Origin of the sequence: Gordonia otitidis NBRC 100426, assembly GCF_000248075.1 — a bacterium.
GTDB lineage: Bacteria > Actinomycetota > Actinomycetes > Mycobacteriales > Mycobacteriaceae > Gordonia > Gordonia otitidis.
In genome coordinates, this window is record NZ_BAFB01000152.1 from 1 (window position 1) to 16,625 (window position 16,625).

Sequence of the window (16,625 nt, forward strand, 5' to 3'; positions counted from 1 at the left end):
CATTACGACTGCTCGACGATCTGCGTCTCGAACACGGACGACTCGACGTCCCGCTGCCGATCGGCGAGGAGGGCGGCACCCTTCAGGTCGAGCTCAACCACACCGATCCGGCCGTGCTGCCCGCAGGCTTCCGCACCGACACCAACGACTCTCGTATTCTCGCGTGCGCGCTGAACCTGCGCGCAGAGGGCAAGGACGTCACGCTGGTGTCCAAGGACACGCCGCTGCGCGTCAAGGCCGGCGCGGTGGGACTCGACGCCGACGAATACCACGCACAGGACGTCGTGGTCTCCGGGTGGTCGGGCATGGCGGAGCTCACCGTCGAACAGCCCGTCATCGACACACTGTTCGCCGACGGGATCGTCGATCTCGACGCAGCACGAGAACTGCCGTGCCACACGGGGGTTCGACTCCTCGGCCACGGCTCCGCGAGTGCACTTGGCCGGGTCAACGAGGCCAAGCAGGTGCAATTGGTGCGGGGAGATCGTGAGGCATTCGGACTGCACGGTCGCTCGGCTGAGCAGCGGGTCGCGCTCGATCTACTCCTCGACGACAGCGTCGGGATCGTGTCGCTCGGCGGCAAGGCGGGCACCGGAAAGTCGGCTCTCGCGCTGTGTGCTGGCCTCGAGGCCGTGTTGGAGCGTCGCACGCAGCGCAAGGTGGTCGTGTTCCGGCCACTGTATGCCGTTGGCGGACAACAGCTCGGCTATCTCCCCGGCGGTGAGGCCGAGAAGATGGGCCCGTGGGCGCAGGCGGTGTTCGACACCCTCGAAGGTCTTGCCTCGCAGGAGGTCATCGAGGAGGTCCTCAGCCGCGGCATGCTGGAAGTGTTGCCGCTCACGCACATTCGCGGACGGTCGCTCCACGACTCGTTCGTCATCGTCGACGAGGCCCAGTCACTGGAACGAAACGTACTGCTGACGGTCCTGTCGCGGCTGGGTACAGGGTCGCGGGTGGTGCTCACGCACGACGTCGCACAGCGCGACAACCTGCGCGTCGGGCGTCACGACGGCGTCGCGGCGGTCATCGAGAAACTCAAGGGCCACCCACTGTTCGCGCATGTGACCCTGACCCGCAGCGAGCGATCCCCGATCGCCGCACTGGTCACCGAGATGCTCGAGGAGTTCGCGCCGGGCGCGACCTACTGACAGCTGCTCACCAGCCCTTCAACACAACGACTTCCGCCCGCGCATCCCATCCGGTGCGCGGGCGGTGGTCTGCGCATCCCATCCGGTGCGCGGGCGGTGGTCTGCGCCCGCGGGCGGGGACGGATGTGTGTCGTACCGGAGGAATCGGTCACTGCAGCACGTACGTCTCAGGAATCGGCACACGGTCACCCCGCCCGACCCGAGATGCGGTCCGCGACACGGGCGATCACATCCGAACTCGACGACTCCGACGCCAGTTCGCGGCGGTCGGCGGCGCGGTACGCCCCGTACATGGTCGCAACCCCCAACCAGCGCAACGGCTCCGGCTCCCACTTCCTCGCGTGATGCGCGACCCACGGCAGGTCGGTGAGGTCTGTCCGGTCGCCGACGACGAGGTCGCGCAGGGTGCGTGCCGCGACGTTGGTCGTCGTGAGGCCTGAGCCGACATACCCCGACGCCGAACCGATCCCGGTGGTCTGGTCGAAGTCGATCGAGGCGGACCAATCGCGACTCACCCCGAGTACGCCGCACCACGCGTGGGCGATCTCGACGTCCGCGGTTGCCGGGAACATCTCGTGCAGGGCCCTGATCAGTGACAGCGCCGTTCGCTCCTGGGTCGTCCCGTTGTCGTCGATTCGCGAACCGAACCGGTAGGGCACTCCGCGCCCGCCCAGCGCGATGCGGCCGTCCGCGGTGCGCTGAGAATAGGTGTAGGCGTGCGCGGTCTCGCCGAGCAGTTCCGCTCCGGCCCAACCGATCTCGTCCCACGTCGACGTCGACAGCGGTTCGGTGACGATCATCGAGGAGTTCAAGGGCAGCAGTGCGCGGTGGTGTCCGGGCATGGTTGCGGTGAACCCCTCGAGGCAGACCAGAATGGTCTCGGCGCTCACTGTTCCCCGTGTCGTGCGGAGCATGCGCGGGCTGATCTCGGTGACCGTGGTGTCCTCGTAGATCGTCACTCCGGTGCGGGACACGGCGTCGGCGATGCCGCGCGTGAGTTTCATCGGATTGACCCGAGCGCACTGCGGCGAGTACATCGCCGCTTGAGCGCCCGGAATCGTCAGACGGTCGTCGAGCGCGTCAGCGTCGAGCAGTTCCCAGTCGTCGGCGCCGACATGCCGCTCGAAGTCGAGCTCGCCACGCAGGCGGGACTCTTGCGCGGCGCACCGCGCGATGTGCAGCACACCGGACTTCACCGCGTCGCAGTCGATGCCCTCGGCGTCGATACGGGACAGGACCTCGTCGACGCCTGCGCGCATGGTGGCGGTGAGCCGACGATTCGCGTCGAGACCGTCACGTCCGCGTTGCTCGGCGATGTCGGCGTAGTGCGACCGATTGCCCGGGACCTCAGCCGACAACCAGCCGCCGTTTCGACCCGACGCGCCGAAGCCGCAGAACTCCTTCTCGAGCACCACGATGCGTGCATCGGGCAGTGCTTTGGTCAGGTAGTACGCCGACCAGATGCCGGTGAGTCCTCCGCCGACGATGGCGATGTCGGTGTCGATATCGCGATCGAGCCCAGCACGCCGTCGGACGGGATCGATCGTCGAGAACCAGAATGAGACGTCTCCGTTGCGCATGGAAGAGACGGTAGGCCACTCAATGTTGCGAGCAGATTAAGAAGCGGTTGTTCAGATGGATAATTGCTGCGGAATCAGTGACGATTCTCCGCAAGAACATCGAATTTCGGCAGTCGAGCCACTGCTCGGGGGAGCTTGTCGCAGTGGTGACCCAGCGGGTCGTCGGCTCGACCTGCCGGCACGGAAGGACCGCAACGCACGTGGCTGTACCGCTTCCGGACACCGTCTTTCACTCGGGTCCGGTCTTCGACGGGTATCGACTCCACGACGACCTGGCGGTCGGTGTGCGTTCCGGGCGGGTCGTCGCGATCGGCCCGACCGACCGCGTCGTGTCGCTCGTGGCCGGCGCGCAGCGTATCGACCTGGCGGGACGGCTACTCCATCCGGGATTCACCGACGCCCATGTCCATGCGCTGTTGGCGGGCGTTGACCGCAATGCGTGCGACCTGACCGATGCCGACGACGCCGACGCAACCCTCGACGCTATCGCCGCCTATGCCGCAGCGACCGATCGTGACTGGATCGTCGGCTCCGGCTGGACCATGAGCCATTTCGAGCGGGGCTGCCCGACCGCTGCCGCACTCGACGCCGTCGTCGACGACCGTCCGGTGTTCCTGCTCAATCGCGACCATCACGACGCGTGGGTCAACTCGCGAGCGCTCGAGCTCGCCGGCATCGACGCTGCGACCCCCGACCCGTCGGACGGGCGCATCGAGCGGGCCGCTGACGGCTCGCCAACGGGAACCCTGCATGAGGGTGCGATGGACCTCGTCGCCCGGCACGTACCGCAGCCGGGCGCCGCCGAACAGTACTCGGGACTGCTCTGCGCGCAGGAGTACCTGCATTCGCTCGGTGTCACGGGCTGGCAGGAGGCAATCGTCGGGGAGTACCCCGGCATGGCCGATCTGGACTCGGTGTACACGGCAGCCGAGGAGGCGGGCGATCTCACCGCGCGGGTCGTCGGCGCGTCATGGCTCCCGCGCGATCTCGATCGCTGGGCGGTCGACGACATCGTCGCGGGTTTCGCGGCGCGGCGGGCGAACACCGCGGGCCGACGGTGGAGCGTGCACTCGGTGAAGATCATGGTCGACGGGGTGGTGGAGAATCGCACCGCGGCCATGACGGAGCCGTACTGTCAGGATGATGCGAGCAGGCGCGGATGTGCGTGCGCGCCTGCCGACACCGGACTGGCGTACTTCGACCAGAAAGTGCTCACCGAAGCGGTGATCTCTTGCGACGCCGCAGGACTCGACGTCCACTTCCATGCCATCGGCGATGCTGCCGTGACCTCCGCGCTCGACGCGGTGGAGGCGGCCCGCATCGCGAACGGGCTGACGGAAGGCCGACATCACATCGCACATGTGCAGTTGATCCGACCGGAGGACATCAGTCGTTTCACGCAGCTCGGTGTGACCGTCAACATGCAGGCGCTGTGGGCGTGCAACGACGACTCGATGGTGAGCCTGGTGCGTGAGGCGATCGGCGAGCAGCGATATCAGTGGCACTACCCGTTCGGGTCGCTCGCCCGATCGGGGGCCGCGCTTGCCATGGGTAGTGACTGGGCGGTGAGCACACCCGATCCGTGGGCCGCGATCTCCGTCGCCGTGAACCGCATCCCGCCCGGCGAGTCGGTCGAGCCGCTCCTCCCCGACGAAGCGCTCGACCTGACCACCGCGCTCGCCGCATACACCCGCGGGTCGGCACACGTGAACAGGCGCGACCAGGTCGGGGTCATCCGGCCGGGAGCACGTGCCGATCTGGTCATCGCAGACCGCAATCCTTTTGCCGAGCAACCGGACTCGCTCTGGCAAACCCGAGCCGACCTGACCGTCGCCGACGGTGAGATCGTTTACGAGAGGACCCACTCATGACCGCAGTCGAAGCCGCCAAGCCGACGGAGGTGAGGACCGCGCAGCGCGGTGCCATCTCACTGCACGGCGTGACCAAGGTGTACGACAACGGCCACGTCGCGGTGACGAACATCGATCTCGACGTCGCCGCAGGAGAATTCGTCTCGCTACTGGGGCCGTCGGGATGCGGCAAGACGACGCTCCTGCGCATGCTCGCCGGGTTCGAGCGGCCCACAGAAGGCGACATCACGCTCGACGGCACGTCGATCATCGACGTCCCGCCGGAGCGTCGACCCGTGAACACGGTGTTCCAGTCCTACGCGTTGTTCCCGCACATGTCCGTGGCGCAGAACGTCGGGTTCGGTCTGCGCCAGCGCAAGGTCGCCAAGAAGGAGATCGGGCAGCGCGTCGCCGAGGCGCTCGAGCTCGTGCAGATGACCCGCTTCGCCGATCGTAAGCCGGCCATGCTGTCGGGTGGGCAGCAGCAGCGCGTGGCACTCGCTCGCGCGCTCGCCAACCGCCCGGACGTACTGCTGCTCGACGAGCCAATGAGCGCGCTCGATCGCAAGCTGCGCGAGGAGATGCAGATCGAACTCAAACTGCTCCAGAAGGATCTGGGCACCACCTTCGTGTTCGTGACACACGATCAGGAGGAGGCGCTCTCGATGAGCGATCGCATCGTCGTGATGAGTGAGGGCCGTGTCGCGCAGGTCGGCGACGGCAAGGACATCTACGCCAAACCGGTGAACCGCTTCGTTGCCGACTTCGTCGGAAAGCAGACGTTCTTCGACGTGACCGCAGGCATGACGGACGGTCGTCTCCCGACCACCGACGGCCCCTTCGTGGTCGCGGACGACCCGGACAGCCTGTCGGGCGACCTCGTCGTCGCCATCCGGCCGGAGGCGATCTGGTTCGCCGAGACGCAGGCCGACATCGACGGCGCCGACAACGTCATTTCCGGCACCACCGCCGGTGTCTCGTTCCTCGGCGACCTCACGCAGGTCGTGGTCACGACCGACGCGGGCACCGAGGTGTTGGTGCGCGGTGCGACACGCAACTTCCCGGAACTGCGCGAGGGTCAGCACGTCACGTGCACGTTCGCCGGTGCCGACACGCGGGTGTTCGTCAAATGAGCCGGCAGCCACGGGCAGACGACGATCCGACGGCGGTGCGCGCCCTCGTCCCGCGCGCGGCCGTGTCCCGGATCACCCGCCGCAGCTTCCTCGCCGGAATAGGCGTCACCGTCGCAGGTCTCGCCGTGACGGCATGCGGGGGAGACAAGACCATCGCCCCGTCGAAACCGGTGTCCGATGACATGGAGAGCCAGCTCAACTACTACAGCTGGGGAGACTACGAGGACCCGGGTGACCTCGACGCGTATCGCAACAAGTTCGGTGTGCGGCTGCAGGTCGACTCGTTCGGTTCGAACGAGGAGATGATCGCGAAACTCGCCGCGGCCCGCGGCACCTCCGGCTACGACGTCGTCGTCCCGACAGGTGTGTACATCCCGCAGATGGTCGAGCACGGCCTCCTCGACGAACTCGACCACTCCCGGATACCCAACCTGAAGAACCTGGAGGAGCGGTTCTTCAATCCGCCGTGGAATCCGAACTCGCGCCACGCAGCCTGCAAGAACTGGGGAACGACGGGGTACATGTACCAGAAGTCGCTCACCGACAAGACCCCGACGTCGTGGAAGGATTTCATCGATCTCGCCCGCGGGCCCGCGAAGGGCAAGGTGAGCGTCGTCGAGGATCCGTGGGAGGTCGTGTCGATAGCGATGGGATCGATGAACATCGACCCGAACACGACGAACGCCAAAGACCTTGCCGCAGCTCGAAACATCCTCGTCAATCAGCTCGCTCCGACAATCCAGGGCTACAACTCGTCGATCACGTCGATCGTCTCGGGAGGTGCCTACACGCTGTTGCAGGCATGGAACGGCGACGCCCGCCTGGCCCTGATGAACGAGAGTGAGCCCGACAAGTGGGGCTTCGTGTACCCGTTGCCCACAGCGAACCTCTTCACCGACAACTTCGCGATAGTCCGTGGTACTCAACACCCCGCTGCCGCATACGCATTCATCAACCACATGCTCGATCCGGAGGTCTCGTTCACCGAACTCCAGTACATCGGCTACCAGACCGGGATCAAGGGCATGGTCGAGAAGGCGAAAGCCGCTGACCTCCCGTTCCCCGAACTGCTCTTCCCGTCCGACGAGATCGTCGATCGCCTCGTCGTCGCCACCGTCGACTCGGCAACCCAGGAACGCACCGAGATCCTCAATCAGATGCAGGCGAGGAGCGCCCGATGACCACGACAGACACGCTCGCGCCGACACCGCAGCATTCCGAGCCGGACGACAAGCCGATTCGTACCCCCAAACCCCCACTCCGACAACGTCTCTTCGGTGCGGGCGGTCTTACCTTCCCGGCATGGGCCTACATCGTCTTCTTCTTCGTCATCCCCCTCGCGCTGGTGATCTGGTACAGCTTCGGGTACAAGCCCGACCAGTTCACGACGTACGCCACCGATCGCCTGTCGTTCGACAACTATGGCGAGGCATTCGGCTCTGACTACCGATCCACCTTCTCCAACACGCTCCAGATCGCCGTCATCGGTGTCCTGCTCACGTTGCTGATCGGCATCCCGTTCGCGTATTGGCTTGCGGTCAAGAGCAATCCACGGCGACGTCCGCTGTACCTCGCGCTGATCATCGTCCCGTTCTTCACCAACTTCCTCGTGCGGACCATCGGTTGGCAGATCACGCTGGCGCCCTCGGGTTGGTTGTCGAGCGCGATGCAGAGTATGGGGCTCGGCGAACTCGGCATCCTGTACACACGTGCGGCGGTACAGATCGGCGTCGTCTACAACTACCTACCGCTGATGATCTTCCCGCTCTACGTCGCGATGGATCGCGCCGGTCTGTCGTTACGTGAGGCGAGCCGGGATCTCGGGGCGAACCGGTGGACCACGTTCTTCCGGATCACACTCCCGCTCGCCTCGCCGGGCATCGCGTCGGGTGTCCTGCTCGTGTTCATTCCACTGATGGGCGACTACGTGACGCCGTCGGTGCTCGGCGGCGCCAAGGGGACGATGGCGGGACAGATGATCGCGGCACAGTTCGAGACCGCTCAGAACTGGGCGCTGGGGTCGGCGATGACGGTGTCGCTGATGCTGGTCGTGCTGTTGTGCGTGGTTCTCGCCGGGTTGGTCATCCGTGCGATCGCCACCTACCTGGACAAGCGGGTGTTCGATGTCCGACTTCCCGACGCCACCGGCCAGAAGTCCGGTCCGTTGCCGCCCCTGACCATGAAACCGCTACGCACACAGTTCGATTGGTACACATTCGCGATCAAGGCGTGGGCCGTCATCGTGTTCCTGTTCTTGTTCCTGCCGATCGTGGTCATCGTCGTGTACTCGTTCAACACCGGTCGCCTCCTACAGCAGTTCGATTCGTTCGGGTTCACCGCCTACTCCGATGCGCTCACCAACGACACGATCGTCAGGTCGGTGGAGGTGTCGCTCGAGGTCGGCGTGCTGTCCGCTCTGCTGGCCACGGTGCTCGGCGGGTTCGCGGGCATCGGAATCGGCATCTCACGCAGGCCACGATGGTGGTCCGTCGGGCTGCTGGGGCTGCTCACCGTCACACTGGTCACCCCCGACATCGCCGACGCGGTGGCCTTCCTCCCGTGGTACGTCACCCTCGGCGTGGACGGCGGGCTCACCCCGTTCAACAACGGCCTGTTCCGTCTGGTCATCTCGCACGCCGTGGTGTCGATGGTGGTCGTCACGTTCATCGTGCGAGCCCGCGTTGCCTCGCTCGACCCTGCGCTCGAAGAAGCCGCAGCCGATCTCTACGCGTCGCCGGTGGCGCGGCTGCGGCACGTGATCCTGCCCGCGGCCATGCCGGGAATCATCGCCGGCATGCTGCTGGCTTTCACCTTCAGCCTCGACGACGTCGTGATCTCGACTTTCGTGCAGCAGCCGGGGTACACACCATGGCCGGTCTACGTGTTCTCCAACGTGCGCGTCGCGTTGCGTCCGGAGGTCGCGGCGATGTCGACGCTCATGTTGGCTCTCACCCTGGTGGTGCTGGCGGTGTCCGCGGCGATCCTGCGTCGTAGCGGTGAGGACTCGAACTCGATGGTCAAGATGCTCGGCTGACGAGGGGACAGCCGCAGAAAAGACGACGCCGTGCTTGAACCTGAAATTGGGTTCAAGTACGGTTTCGTCTATGAACGTCGACGGAAGTGTTGCGATCGTCACAGGTGCTGCCGGGGGAATCGGGTCGGCGCTCGCGCGCGGTCTCATCGCAGGCGGTGCTCGCGTTGTCGCCACTGACCTCGACGAACAGGCGCTGACCCGCGCGGCAGCCGAGGTCGACCCGACCGGCGACAACGTCGCCACGCTGGCAGGCGATGCGGGGTCGCCCGACCACATCGACGCCACGATCGCCTTGGCGCAGTCGCGGTTCGGTCCCGTCGACATGTATGTCGCGAACGCAGGCATCGGTGGTCGTCCGGGGCTCTCGGCCACCGATGCCGACTGGGACGTCGCGCTCAACGTCAATGTGCTCGCACATGTCCGGGCGGCCCGTCGACTCGTGCCCGAGTGGGTAGAACGTGGTGGCGGCTACTTCGTGTCCACGGCGTCGGCCGCGGGGTTGCTGACGCAAATCGGTTCGGCCATCTATTCGACGACCAAGCACGCAGCGGTGGCCTTCTCGGAATGGCTGAGCGTGACCTACGGAGACGCGGGTGTTAAGGTGAGTTGCCTGTGCCCGATGGGCGTCGACACCGCACTGCTGCGACCGACGACCGAGCCCGACGACCCGGACGCGCTGCTGATGCAGCGTGCGGTGGAAACCGCCGGACGGGTGCTCACCCCCGACGAATGTGCAGAAGTCGTCCTCGCCGCCATCGCCGACGAGTACTTCTTGATCCTGCCGCACCCCGAGGTCCTCGAGATGTATCGCAACAAGGGTGCCGACTACGACCGCTGGCTGCGCGGGATGCGCCGATACCAGCACACGCTGCGCGGTCAACTCGCTGACGCCTGACGACCCCATTCGCCCACAGCCTTCCACCGTAAGGAGAACCCGATGAGCCTCTTCGAGATGTCGCCGCGCGCAGCGGAATACCGCCAGCGCGTGCTGGACTTCATGGATCAGTACATCTACCCCAACGAGGCGGTGTACGAGCAGCAGATGCGCGAGCTCGACAACCCGCACGCGAACCCGCCGATCCTCGATCAGCTCAAGGAGAAGGCGCGCGCGGAGGGGCTGTGGAACCTCTGGTTCGCCGGGAGCGGCGCGAGCGGGAACGATCGTGGCAGCCATCCACACAAGGAGTGGGGGCCGGGGCTGAGCAACCTCGAGTACGCGCCGCTCGCCGAGATCATGGGGCGCGTCGTCTGGGCGTCGGAGGTGTTCAACTGCAACGCACCGGACACCGGGAACATGGAGGTGCTCACGCTCTTCGGCACCGACGAACACAAGGAGCGCTACCTCAAGCCGCTGCTCGACGGCGAGATCTCCTCGGCTTTCGCGATGACCGAACCGGCGGTGGCGAGCTCGGATGCCACCAATATCGAGATGTCCATGGTCCGCGACGGCGACGAGTACGTACTCAACGGACGAAAGTGGTTCGCGTCGAACGCGGTTCGGCCTGACTGCAAGGTGCTCATCGTGATGGGCAAGACCAATCCCACTGCGCCGACGCACAAGCAGCAATCGATGATGGTCGTCCCGACCGACGCGCCTGGACTGACCATCGTGCGCAACCTCCCGGTGTTCGGCTACGTCGACCGGGAGAGCCACGGAGAGCTTCTCTTCGAGAACGTGCGCGTCCCCGTGGCCGACGTCCTCAAGGGCGAGGGGGAAGGCTTTGCGATCGCGCAGGCGCGACTCGGACCGGGACGAATCCATCACTGCATGCGGACGATCGGGATGGCCGAGCGCGCACTCGAATTGATGTGCGCCCGCGCCACCCAGCGCGTCACCTACGGAGAGCCATTGGCCGACCGCGCGAACATCCAGGACTGGATCGCCGAGTCGCGCATCGACATCGAGATGGTGCGTCTGCTGACCCTCAAGGCCGCCGACATGATGGACACCGTCGGCAACAAGGCCGCAGCCACCGAGATCGCGGCCATCAAGGTCGCGGCGCCCAACGTCGCGCTGAAGATCATCGACCGCGCGATCCAGGTGTACGGCGGCGCGGGGGTCACCGACGACTTCCCCCTCGCGATGGCCTACGCGCACATCAGAACGCTGCGTCTGGCGGACGGCCCCGACGAGGTGCACAAGCGGGCGATCGCACGTCGCGAACTCCGGCCGTATCGCACCGGTCCTGCACCGGAAACCGTTGCGGGTGTGTCTGATCAGGCGCTGGCGGCACGGTGGTGAGTTCATCGGTGGCCGGTCTGTCCATTCCCGAGGTCGACCCGGATGGGCTGAGTACCTGGTTCTCGGCCAACGGGATCGAGCTCGACGGTGACGTGCGGACGACGAGAATCGGTGGCGGACAGTCGAACCTCACGTACCTGCTTTCCGATGACTCCGGCCGACGATACGTCCTGCGCCGGCCGCCCGTGGGCCACCTGCTCGCGTCGGCCCACGACGTCGCCCGTGAGGCGCGCATCCTGTCGGCACTGGCACCGACCGACGTCCCGGTTCCTGCCGTGTACGGTGTCTGCGCCGACGAGGCGGTGGCCCCGGTACCGCTCGTGATCATGGAGTTCGTCGACGGCATCTCCCTGGAGAAGCGCGAGAGCGCCGAGAAGATGCCGATGGCGGCGCGGCGCAACGTCGGGACGTCGATGATGCAGACCCTGGCCCACATCCATGCCGTCGACCTCGACGCGACGGGTCTGACCGATCTCGCAAGCCACAAGCCCTACGCGCAGCGCCAGCTCAAGCGGTGGACGGCGCAATGGAACCATTCCAAGACCCGCGAGCTTCCGGCGCTCGACGCCCTGACGCGGCGGCTCACCGACAACATCCCGGAGCAGCGTGAGATGTCGTTGGTTCACGGCGACTTCCACATTCGCAACGTCATGGTCGATCAGGAGACCGGCGACGTGCGGGCCGTACTGGACTGGGAGCTCTCGACGCTCGGAGATCCGCTCGCCGACATCGGCAGCACGCTCGCGTACTGGCCCGAGGTGGGAGAGGAGATCCCGGGGCGATTCAGCGCGGAAACGATGGAGGGATTCCCAACACCCGCCGACGTGGCAGCAGACTATCTGCGGATCACCGGGCGCGACCCGCAAGCGCTGAAGTTCTGGCGGGCGCTCGGCTTGTGGAAGGTCGCGATCATCGCCGAGGGCGTCGTGCGGCGGGTCCAGGACGATCCGGCCAATCGCGCCGCGACGGGAGTGCCGACCGCGGCCGTGGTAGACCGCTTCGTCGACAAGGCGACAGCGATGGCCGATGAGGCTGGATTGTCGTGAGCCGATACCGTTGAGCGGTTCCGATCATTCGGTAGGCCACGAGGTGGCCGGCGACAGGAGAGCCAGATGAGCGTCCGCCCCGACGAGACCGCCGCGCACGACGACGCGCTGCAGGTGCCGTCGGTGGCGGCTGCCTCGAGCGTGCGAAAGCCACTGACCGCCCGGGGCGAGAGGACACGGGCAGCCTTGGTCTCCGCGGCGCGCACGGTATTCGAACGTGATGGGTTCGCCGATTCACGACTCACCGACATCACCGCCGAGGCGCAGTGCTCGATCGGATCGTTCTACACCTACTTCGACAGCAAGGAAGAAGTTCTCGACGCCGTGCTCGCCGAGGCCCACCAGGACATGCTGCATCCGGGCTTTCCGCATGTGGAACCCGGCTCCGAGGACGATCCGACCGAGATCCTCGCCGCGGCCAACCGGGCCTATTTCGAGGCGTATCGGCGAAACGCGGGTTTGCGTCTGGTACTCGAGCAGGTCTCGTCGACGATGGCGCAGTTCCGTGAGAAGCGGCGCCAACGCAGTCTGGTGTTCGTCGAGCGAAACGCGCGCCACATCAGAGAACTGCAGGAGCGTGGCATCGCAGATCCCGAACTCGACCCCACCGCCGCAGCCGCGGCACTGTCGGGCATGGTGTCGCGCATGGCATATCAGACGTTCGTGGTCGGCGGCGAGCCCATCGACATCGACATGATGGTCGACACCGCCACGCGACTGTGGGTCAACGCGATCGGAGTTCGACGCCCCGACCGCGCATAGCGCCGACCCGGCACACGGTCGCCGCACCACTGCACCGATCCCGACGGCAACCTATCGAGATCGCGGTGTACCCGAGCTACTCGAGGTGAGCTCGCGCAGCGAGTGGCGGTCGATCGCGCGCTTGAGGATCTTGCCGGTCGCGCCTTTCGGAAGTGCGTCGACGACGTGGACGATGCGCGGCACCTTGTAGGCGCTGAGACGTTCCTTCGCCCATTCGCGTAGCGCAGCTGTGTCGACCACTGCGCCAGGGCGGACCGCGATCACTGCGGCGATCTCCTCGCCGTAGTGGGTGTCGGGGACACCGACCACGGCCACCTCCACGATATCGGGATGGCCGTAGAGCACCTCCTCGACTTCGCGTGGGTACACGTTGTAGCCGCCACGAATGATGAGATCTTTTGCGCGGTCGATGATCCGGACGTCGCCGTCGGCGTCCATCGAGCCGATGTCCCCGGTGCGCAGCCATCCGTCGACGAGTTCAGACGCCGTGGCGTCGGGCCGGTTCCAGTATCCGGTCATCACCGTCGGTCCCTTGATGAAGATCTCACCGATCTCGTCTGCGCGCAGCGGTGCGCCGTCCGGGTCGCGTACCTCGATCGTGAAGCCGGGCAACGCCGGACCGACGGTCCCGACCTTCGGCGCACCGTCGAGGTTGCGGAACGTCGCGGTGCCTGCGGTCTCGGTGAGGCCGTAGCCCTCGAGGATCGCGCACCCGAATGTGTCGGCGAACGCACGGATCACCTCGCCCGGCATCGACGCCCCACCCGAGCACGCCAACCGGAGGTCGGCGAAGTCGTCGGCGGTGTAATTGGATGCGTTCTGCAGCATTGCATTCCACATCGTCGGCACACCACAGGCGATCGTGGCACGTTCGTCGCGCAGGCGGTTCATGAACTCGACGGGCGCAAACGGCGAGAGCAGCGACAGGCTGCCACCCCATGTCAGGGCGTTGTGCATGACGACCACCTGCCCGAAGCAATGGAAGAGTGGAAGTGCGGTGGCCCAACGTTCATCGTCGGCGAGGCGCAGTGCCGACCGGAATGCGACCGGGGCTGCGTTGACGTTCGCGATGCTCAACTGCGCACCCTTGGGCTTCCCGGTCGTACCGGAGGTGTACAGGATGACCGCGGTGTCGTCCTCCTCGCGTTCGACGAATGCGTCGACGGATGGCCCGTCCGCATTCGCATCCTCCTCGAATGCTCGGAGTTCGACGAACGGGATCCCACGGTCGGTCGCGACGAGATCGGCCGCCGCTGCGGATTCGTGCCATGCGACGATCAGTGACGTCCCGGAATCCTCGACCACGTAGTCGATCTCATGCCTGGTCGACATCGTGTTGACCGTGATGACGGTCGCGCCGATCGTGTGGAGTCCGTAGTACGCGATGACGAACTCGGGAATCGACGGTGCAACCAGCAGGACGCGGTCGCCGGGCGCCACGTCGTGACCTGCGAAGTACGCTGCGCTGCGGGTGATTCGGTCGCGTAGTTCGCCGTAACGCAGGATGCGGTCGCCGCTGCGCACGGCGATCCGGTCGGGGTAGGTGTCTGCGCCCTTCCACAGGGCGGCAACGGGATTGGACATGATAGGTCCCTCGGGGCAGTGGATCGGTGGGGCGTGGTGGTCACTCGAAGTAGCGGCGCGGGACGTCGACCAGCATGGTGTCGATGTCGGCATCGCTCACCCCGCGCTCGCGCAGTGCGGGCAGGACGTCCTCACTGATGTGTCGGTAGTTCCAGTTGGGTACGGCCTGCTTCTTGGCCTCCGGGTCGAACCAGTCGATGAAGCACGACGCGTCGTGTGCCAGCCCCATCCGATCGGCGTAGCCGCGCTTGGTCAGTTCGACGATCGTGTTGATGCGATCGTCGAACGGCAGCAGGACGTCGAGTCCGAACCGGTCCATCCCGAGAATCGATCCCTCGTCGGCGATCTTCATGAGGTAGTCGAGGTCGGTGGAGTCGCCGGAGTGCCCGATCACGACCTTCGTCAGGTCGACACCCTCCTCGGCCAACACCCGTTGGGCGACAAGACCCGAACCGGTGTGCGGATTGGTGTGCACGGTGATCGGAGCACCGGTCTGTACGTGTGCCTGGCCGACGGCCCGCATCACCCGTTCCACACCCGGGGTCAGGCCGGGTTCCTCGATGGCGCACTTGAGGAACGACGCCTGAACCCCGGTGTCGGCGATTCCCTTGGTGAGGTCGCGGACGAACAGGCCCACCAGCGGCTCGTCGACGTCGAACAGCAGTCCCGGACCGGTGTAGTGGAACTGGAAAGGAATGTCGTTGTAGGTGTAGAGCCCGGTCGCGACCACGATGTTGAGGTCGACCTGGTCGGCGATGCTCTTGATGCGCGGGATGTAGCGTCCGAGCCCGAGGACCGTCGGATCGAAGATGGTGTCGATGCCGAGGCTCTTGAGCTCGGTGAGGTCGCGAACCGCGTCGGCGATCTTCTGGTCCTCATCCCAGTCGTCCTGGTAGTTCTCCCGGTGTTCCTCGCCGACGACGAAGATGTGCTCGTGGATGAGGGTCCTACCCAGGTCGGTCGAGCTCACGGGGCCGGTAACGGTGTTGACAGTGCTCATCAGATTCCCTTCGCGATGCGTGAGCAGCCGCGGACCACGTGGTGTGTGCTGCGTCACCACTGGACAGTAGATGAGACTGAGTTCATGTTCAAGTGCTTGTCCGAGGGGTCGGTGTCATCCGATCAGTGCAGCACCGTGATCCCCCTGAGACTCAAGTCGTCTTGCCATTTGTCACACTAGTGTGGTGCAGAAGTTACTGATGAGGCGAATGAGACTGTTGGGACTTGTAGCGATTGCGGTGATGGCCGCAATCGTTGCCGGTGCCGGCCAGGCATTGGCCGCGCCGGGAACCTCGACAACCCCCACAAGTCCGACAACGCCGACCACTCCGAAGACGTCGGGCACGTCACCGATTCCGTCGATAGGAATTCCCGCGGTTGACGGACTCCTCGACAAGCTCGCGGGGAACGGATCGACGACGCCGGGGACCACGGCGTCGGACACCAGCCAGATGATCGTGGTGACCGCGCCGAAGGCCACCGACACCACTGCGACACTCACCGCTTTCGAAAAGGGCGCCGACAAGTCGTGGAAGCCCGCATTCGGACCGACCAAGGCATTCCTGGGATCGCAGGGGATGGGCGAACCGAAGGACAACGTGCCCCGCACGCCCGAGGGCACTTTCGCGCTCGACCAGGCATTCGGCAGGGAAGCGAATCCGGGCACCAAGATGCCCTACTTCCAGGCCACGCGCCAGGACTGGTGGGACTCGAACATGAAGTCGCCGACCTACAACACACACGTCCGGTCGGCCAAGAGCCCCGGTGGCGACAGCGAGAACCTCTACGACTCCGGTCCGGTCTACGACTACGCCGTCAACATCGCCCACAATCCGCAACGTGTGCCGGGCAAGGCGTCGGCGATGTTCCTCCACGTCACCAACGGTGAGCCGACGCAGGGCTGTGTGGCAATCGACCGTGAGCTGATGAAGAAGATCCTCGTCTGGCTCGACCCGGCCAAGCACCCGAAGATCACCATCGGGGTCAACGCCGCCGCGCCGACGGGTGACGCCCCGAGCACCACCGCGCCGTCGGGAACCACTCCCACGACGCCGACCACTCCCACGACACCGAGTCTTCCGGGGGTGTCGGACATCCTGGGCGACAAGGGATTGAGCGATCTGCTGACCCAGCTGGTCAACCTCATCCCGACGCTGCTGGGAACGAAGTAGCCCTAGACCGACCGTGGGTCGAATCCGAAGATGTGGGTGCTAGAGCACCGCTTCTCGGATTCGACCCACGTTTGT

The 16,625-nt window shown here is 65.7% G+C and carries 13 protein-coding genes; 10 read left to right on the forward strand and 3 right to left on the reverse strand.

What is annotated here, in order from left to right:
• The coding region (gene phoH2 / locus GOOTI_RS15090; protein ID WP_007239476.1) for an RNA 5'-3' helicase PhoH2 at nt 1–1,148 on the forward strand (1,148 nt) is incomplete at its 5' end.
• Between the two features lie 185 nt (nt 1,149–1,333).
• Here the strand turns inward: phoH2 and GOOTI_RS15095 are convergent.
• On the reverse strand, nt 1,334–2,728 hold the full coding sequence (locus tag GOOTI_RS15095) for an NAD(P)/FAD-dependent oxidoreductase (protein ID WP_007239477.1): 1,395 nt from the start codon (nt 2,726–2,728) through the stop codon (nt 1,334–1,336).
• 200 nt (nt 2,729–2,928) lie between these two features.
• Here GOOTI_RS15095 and GOOTI_RS15100 point away from each other — a divergent pair, with 200 nt between their 5' ends.
• From GOOTI_RS15100 to GOOTI_RS15135, 8 genes are all read left to right on the forward strand, one after another.
• Nucleotides 2,929–4,599: an amidohydrolase gene (locus GOOTI_RS15100; RefSeq protein ID WP_007239478.1), complete on the forward strand. Its 1,671-nt coding sequence runs from the start codon at nt 2,929–2,931 to the stop codon at nt 4,597–4,599.
• A complete protein-coding gene (locus tag GOOTI_RS15105; RefSeq protein WP_007239479.1) occupies nt 4,596–5,711 on the forward strand; it encodes an ABC transporter ATP-binding protein in 1,116 nt (371 codons plus the stop codon). The genes GOOTI_RS15100 and GOOTI_RS15105 overlap by 4 nt, the downstream gene beginning before the upstream one ends.
• Nucleotides 5,708–6,892 carry a polyamine ABC transporter substrate-binding protein gene (locus GOOTI_RS15110; RefSeq protein ID WP_039994181.1) on the forward strand — a complete coding sequence of 395 codons (1,185 nt, stop codon included), beginning with the start codon at nt 5,708–5,710 and terminating at the stop codon, nt 6,890–6,892. Before GOOTI_RS15105 ends, GOOTI_RS15110 begins: the two co-directional genes overlap by 4 nt.
• Nucleotides 6,889–8,745, forward strand: coding sequence for an ABC transporter permease subunit (locus tag GOOTI_RS15115; protein WP_007239481.1), 1,857 nt, complete (start codon nt 6,889–6,891; stop codon nt 8,743–8,745). Before GOOTI_RS15110 ends, GOOTI_RS15115 begins: the two co-directional genes overlap by 4 nt.
• A gap of 70 nt (nt 8,746–8,815) precedes the next feature.
• Complete coding sequence (locus GOOTI_RS15120; protein ID WP_007239482.1) at nt 8,816–9,640, forward strand: SDR family oxidoreductase; 825 nt, start codon at nt 8,816–8,818, stop codon at nt 9,638–9,640.
• A 42-nt stretch (nt 9,641–9,682) separates the two neighbouring features.
• The gene (locus tag GOOTI_RS15125) at nt 9,683–10,987 is read left to right on the forward strand and encodes an acyl-CoA dehydrogenase family protein (protein WP_007239483.1); all 1,305 of its coding nucleotides are present in this window, start codon (nt 9,683–9,685) and stop codon (nt 10,985–10,987) included.
• Nucleotides 10,984–12,033 carry a phosphotransferase family protein gene (locus GOOTI_RS15130; RefSeq protein WP_373279027.1) on the forward strand — a complete coding sequence of 350 codons (1,050 nt, stop codon included), beginning with the start codon at nt 10,984–10,986 and terminating at the stop codon, nt 12,031–12,033. Before GOOTI_RS15125 ends, GOOTI_RS15130 begins: the two co-directional genes overlap by 4 nt.
• Nucleotides 12,034–12,099: 66 nt before the next feature.
• The gene (locus GOOTI_RS15135; RefSeq protein WP_007239485.1) at nt 12,100–12,795 is read left to right on the forward strand and encodes a TetR/AcrR family transcriptional regulator; all 696 of its coding nucleotides are present in this window, start codon (nt 12,100–12,102) and stop codon (nt 12,793–12,795) included.
• 51 nt (nt 12,796–12,846) lie between these two features.
• Here the strand turns inward: GOOTI_RS15135 and GOOTI_RS15140 are convergent, their stop codons facing one another.
• Nucleotides 12,847–14,379, reverse strand: coding sequence for an AMP-binding protein (locus GOOTI_RS15140; protein ID WP_007239486.1), 1,533 nt, complete (start codon nt 14,377–14,379; stop codon nt 12,847–12,849).
• A 40-nt stretch (nt 14,380–14,419) separates the two neighbouring features.
• Nucleotides 14,420–15,379 carry a phosphotriesterase family protein gene (locus tag GOOTI_RS15145; protein ID WP_007239487.1) on the reverse strand — a complete coding sequence of 320 codons (960 nt, stop codon included), beginning with the start codon at nt 15,377–15,379 and terminating at the stop codon, nt 14,420–14,422.
• Nucleotides 15,380–15,587: 208 nt separating this feature from the next.
• On the opposite strand from GOOTI_RS15145, the gene GOOTI_RS15150 reads away from it, so the two are divergent.
• Nucleotides 15,588–16,550: a L,D-transpeptidase family protein gene (locus GOOTI_RS15150; RefSeq protein ID WP_039994186.1), complete on the forward strand. Its 963-nt coding sequence runs from the start codon at nt 15,588–15,590 to the stop codon at nt 16,548–16,550.
• Nucleotides 16,551–16,625: the final 75 nt, after the last annotated feature.

Coding starts and splice junctions, on each gene's coding strand:
- GOOTI_RS15095 (WP_007239477.1), bottom strand. CDS start 2,728: ATGCGCAACGGAGACGTCTCATTCTGGTTCTCGACGATCGATCCCGTC.
- GOOTI_RS15105 (WP_007239479.1), top strand. CDS start 4,596: ATGACCGCAGTCGAAGCCGCCAAGCCGACGGAGGTGAGGACCGCGCAG.
- GOOTI_RS15110 (WP_039994181.1), top strand. CDS start 5,708: ATGAGCCGGCAGCCACGGGCAGACGACGATCCGACGGCGGTGCGCGCC.
- GOOTI_RS15115 (WP_007239481.1), top strand. CDS start 6,889: ATGACCACGACAGACACGCTCGCGCCGACACCGCAGCATTCCGAGCCG.
- GOOTI_RS15120 (WP_007239482.1), top strand. CDS start 8,816: ATGAACGTCGACGGAAGTGTTGCGATCGTCACAGGTGCTGCCGGGGGA.
- GOOTI_RS15125 (WP_007239483.1), top strand. CDS start 9,683: ATGAGCCTCTTCGAGATGTCGCCGCGCGCAGCGGAATACCGCCAGCGC.
- GOOTI_RS15135 (WP_007239485.1), top strand. CDS start 12,100: ATGAGCGTCCGCCCCGACGAGACCGCCGCGCACGACGACGCGCTGCAG.
- GOOTI_RS15140 (WP_007239486.1), bottom strand. CDS start 14,379: ATGTCCAATCCCGTTGCCGCCCTGTGGAAGGGCGCAGACACCTACCCC.
- GOOTI_RS15145 (WP_007239487.1), bottom strand. CDS start 15,379: ATGAGCACTGTCAACACCGTTACCGGCCCCGTGAGCTCGACCGACCTG.
- GOOTI_RS15150 (WP_039994186.1), top strand. CDS start 15,588: ATGAGACTGTTGGGACTTGTAGCGATTGCGGTGATGGCCGCAATCGTT.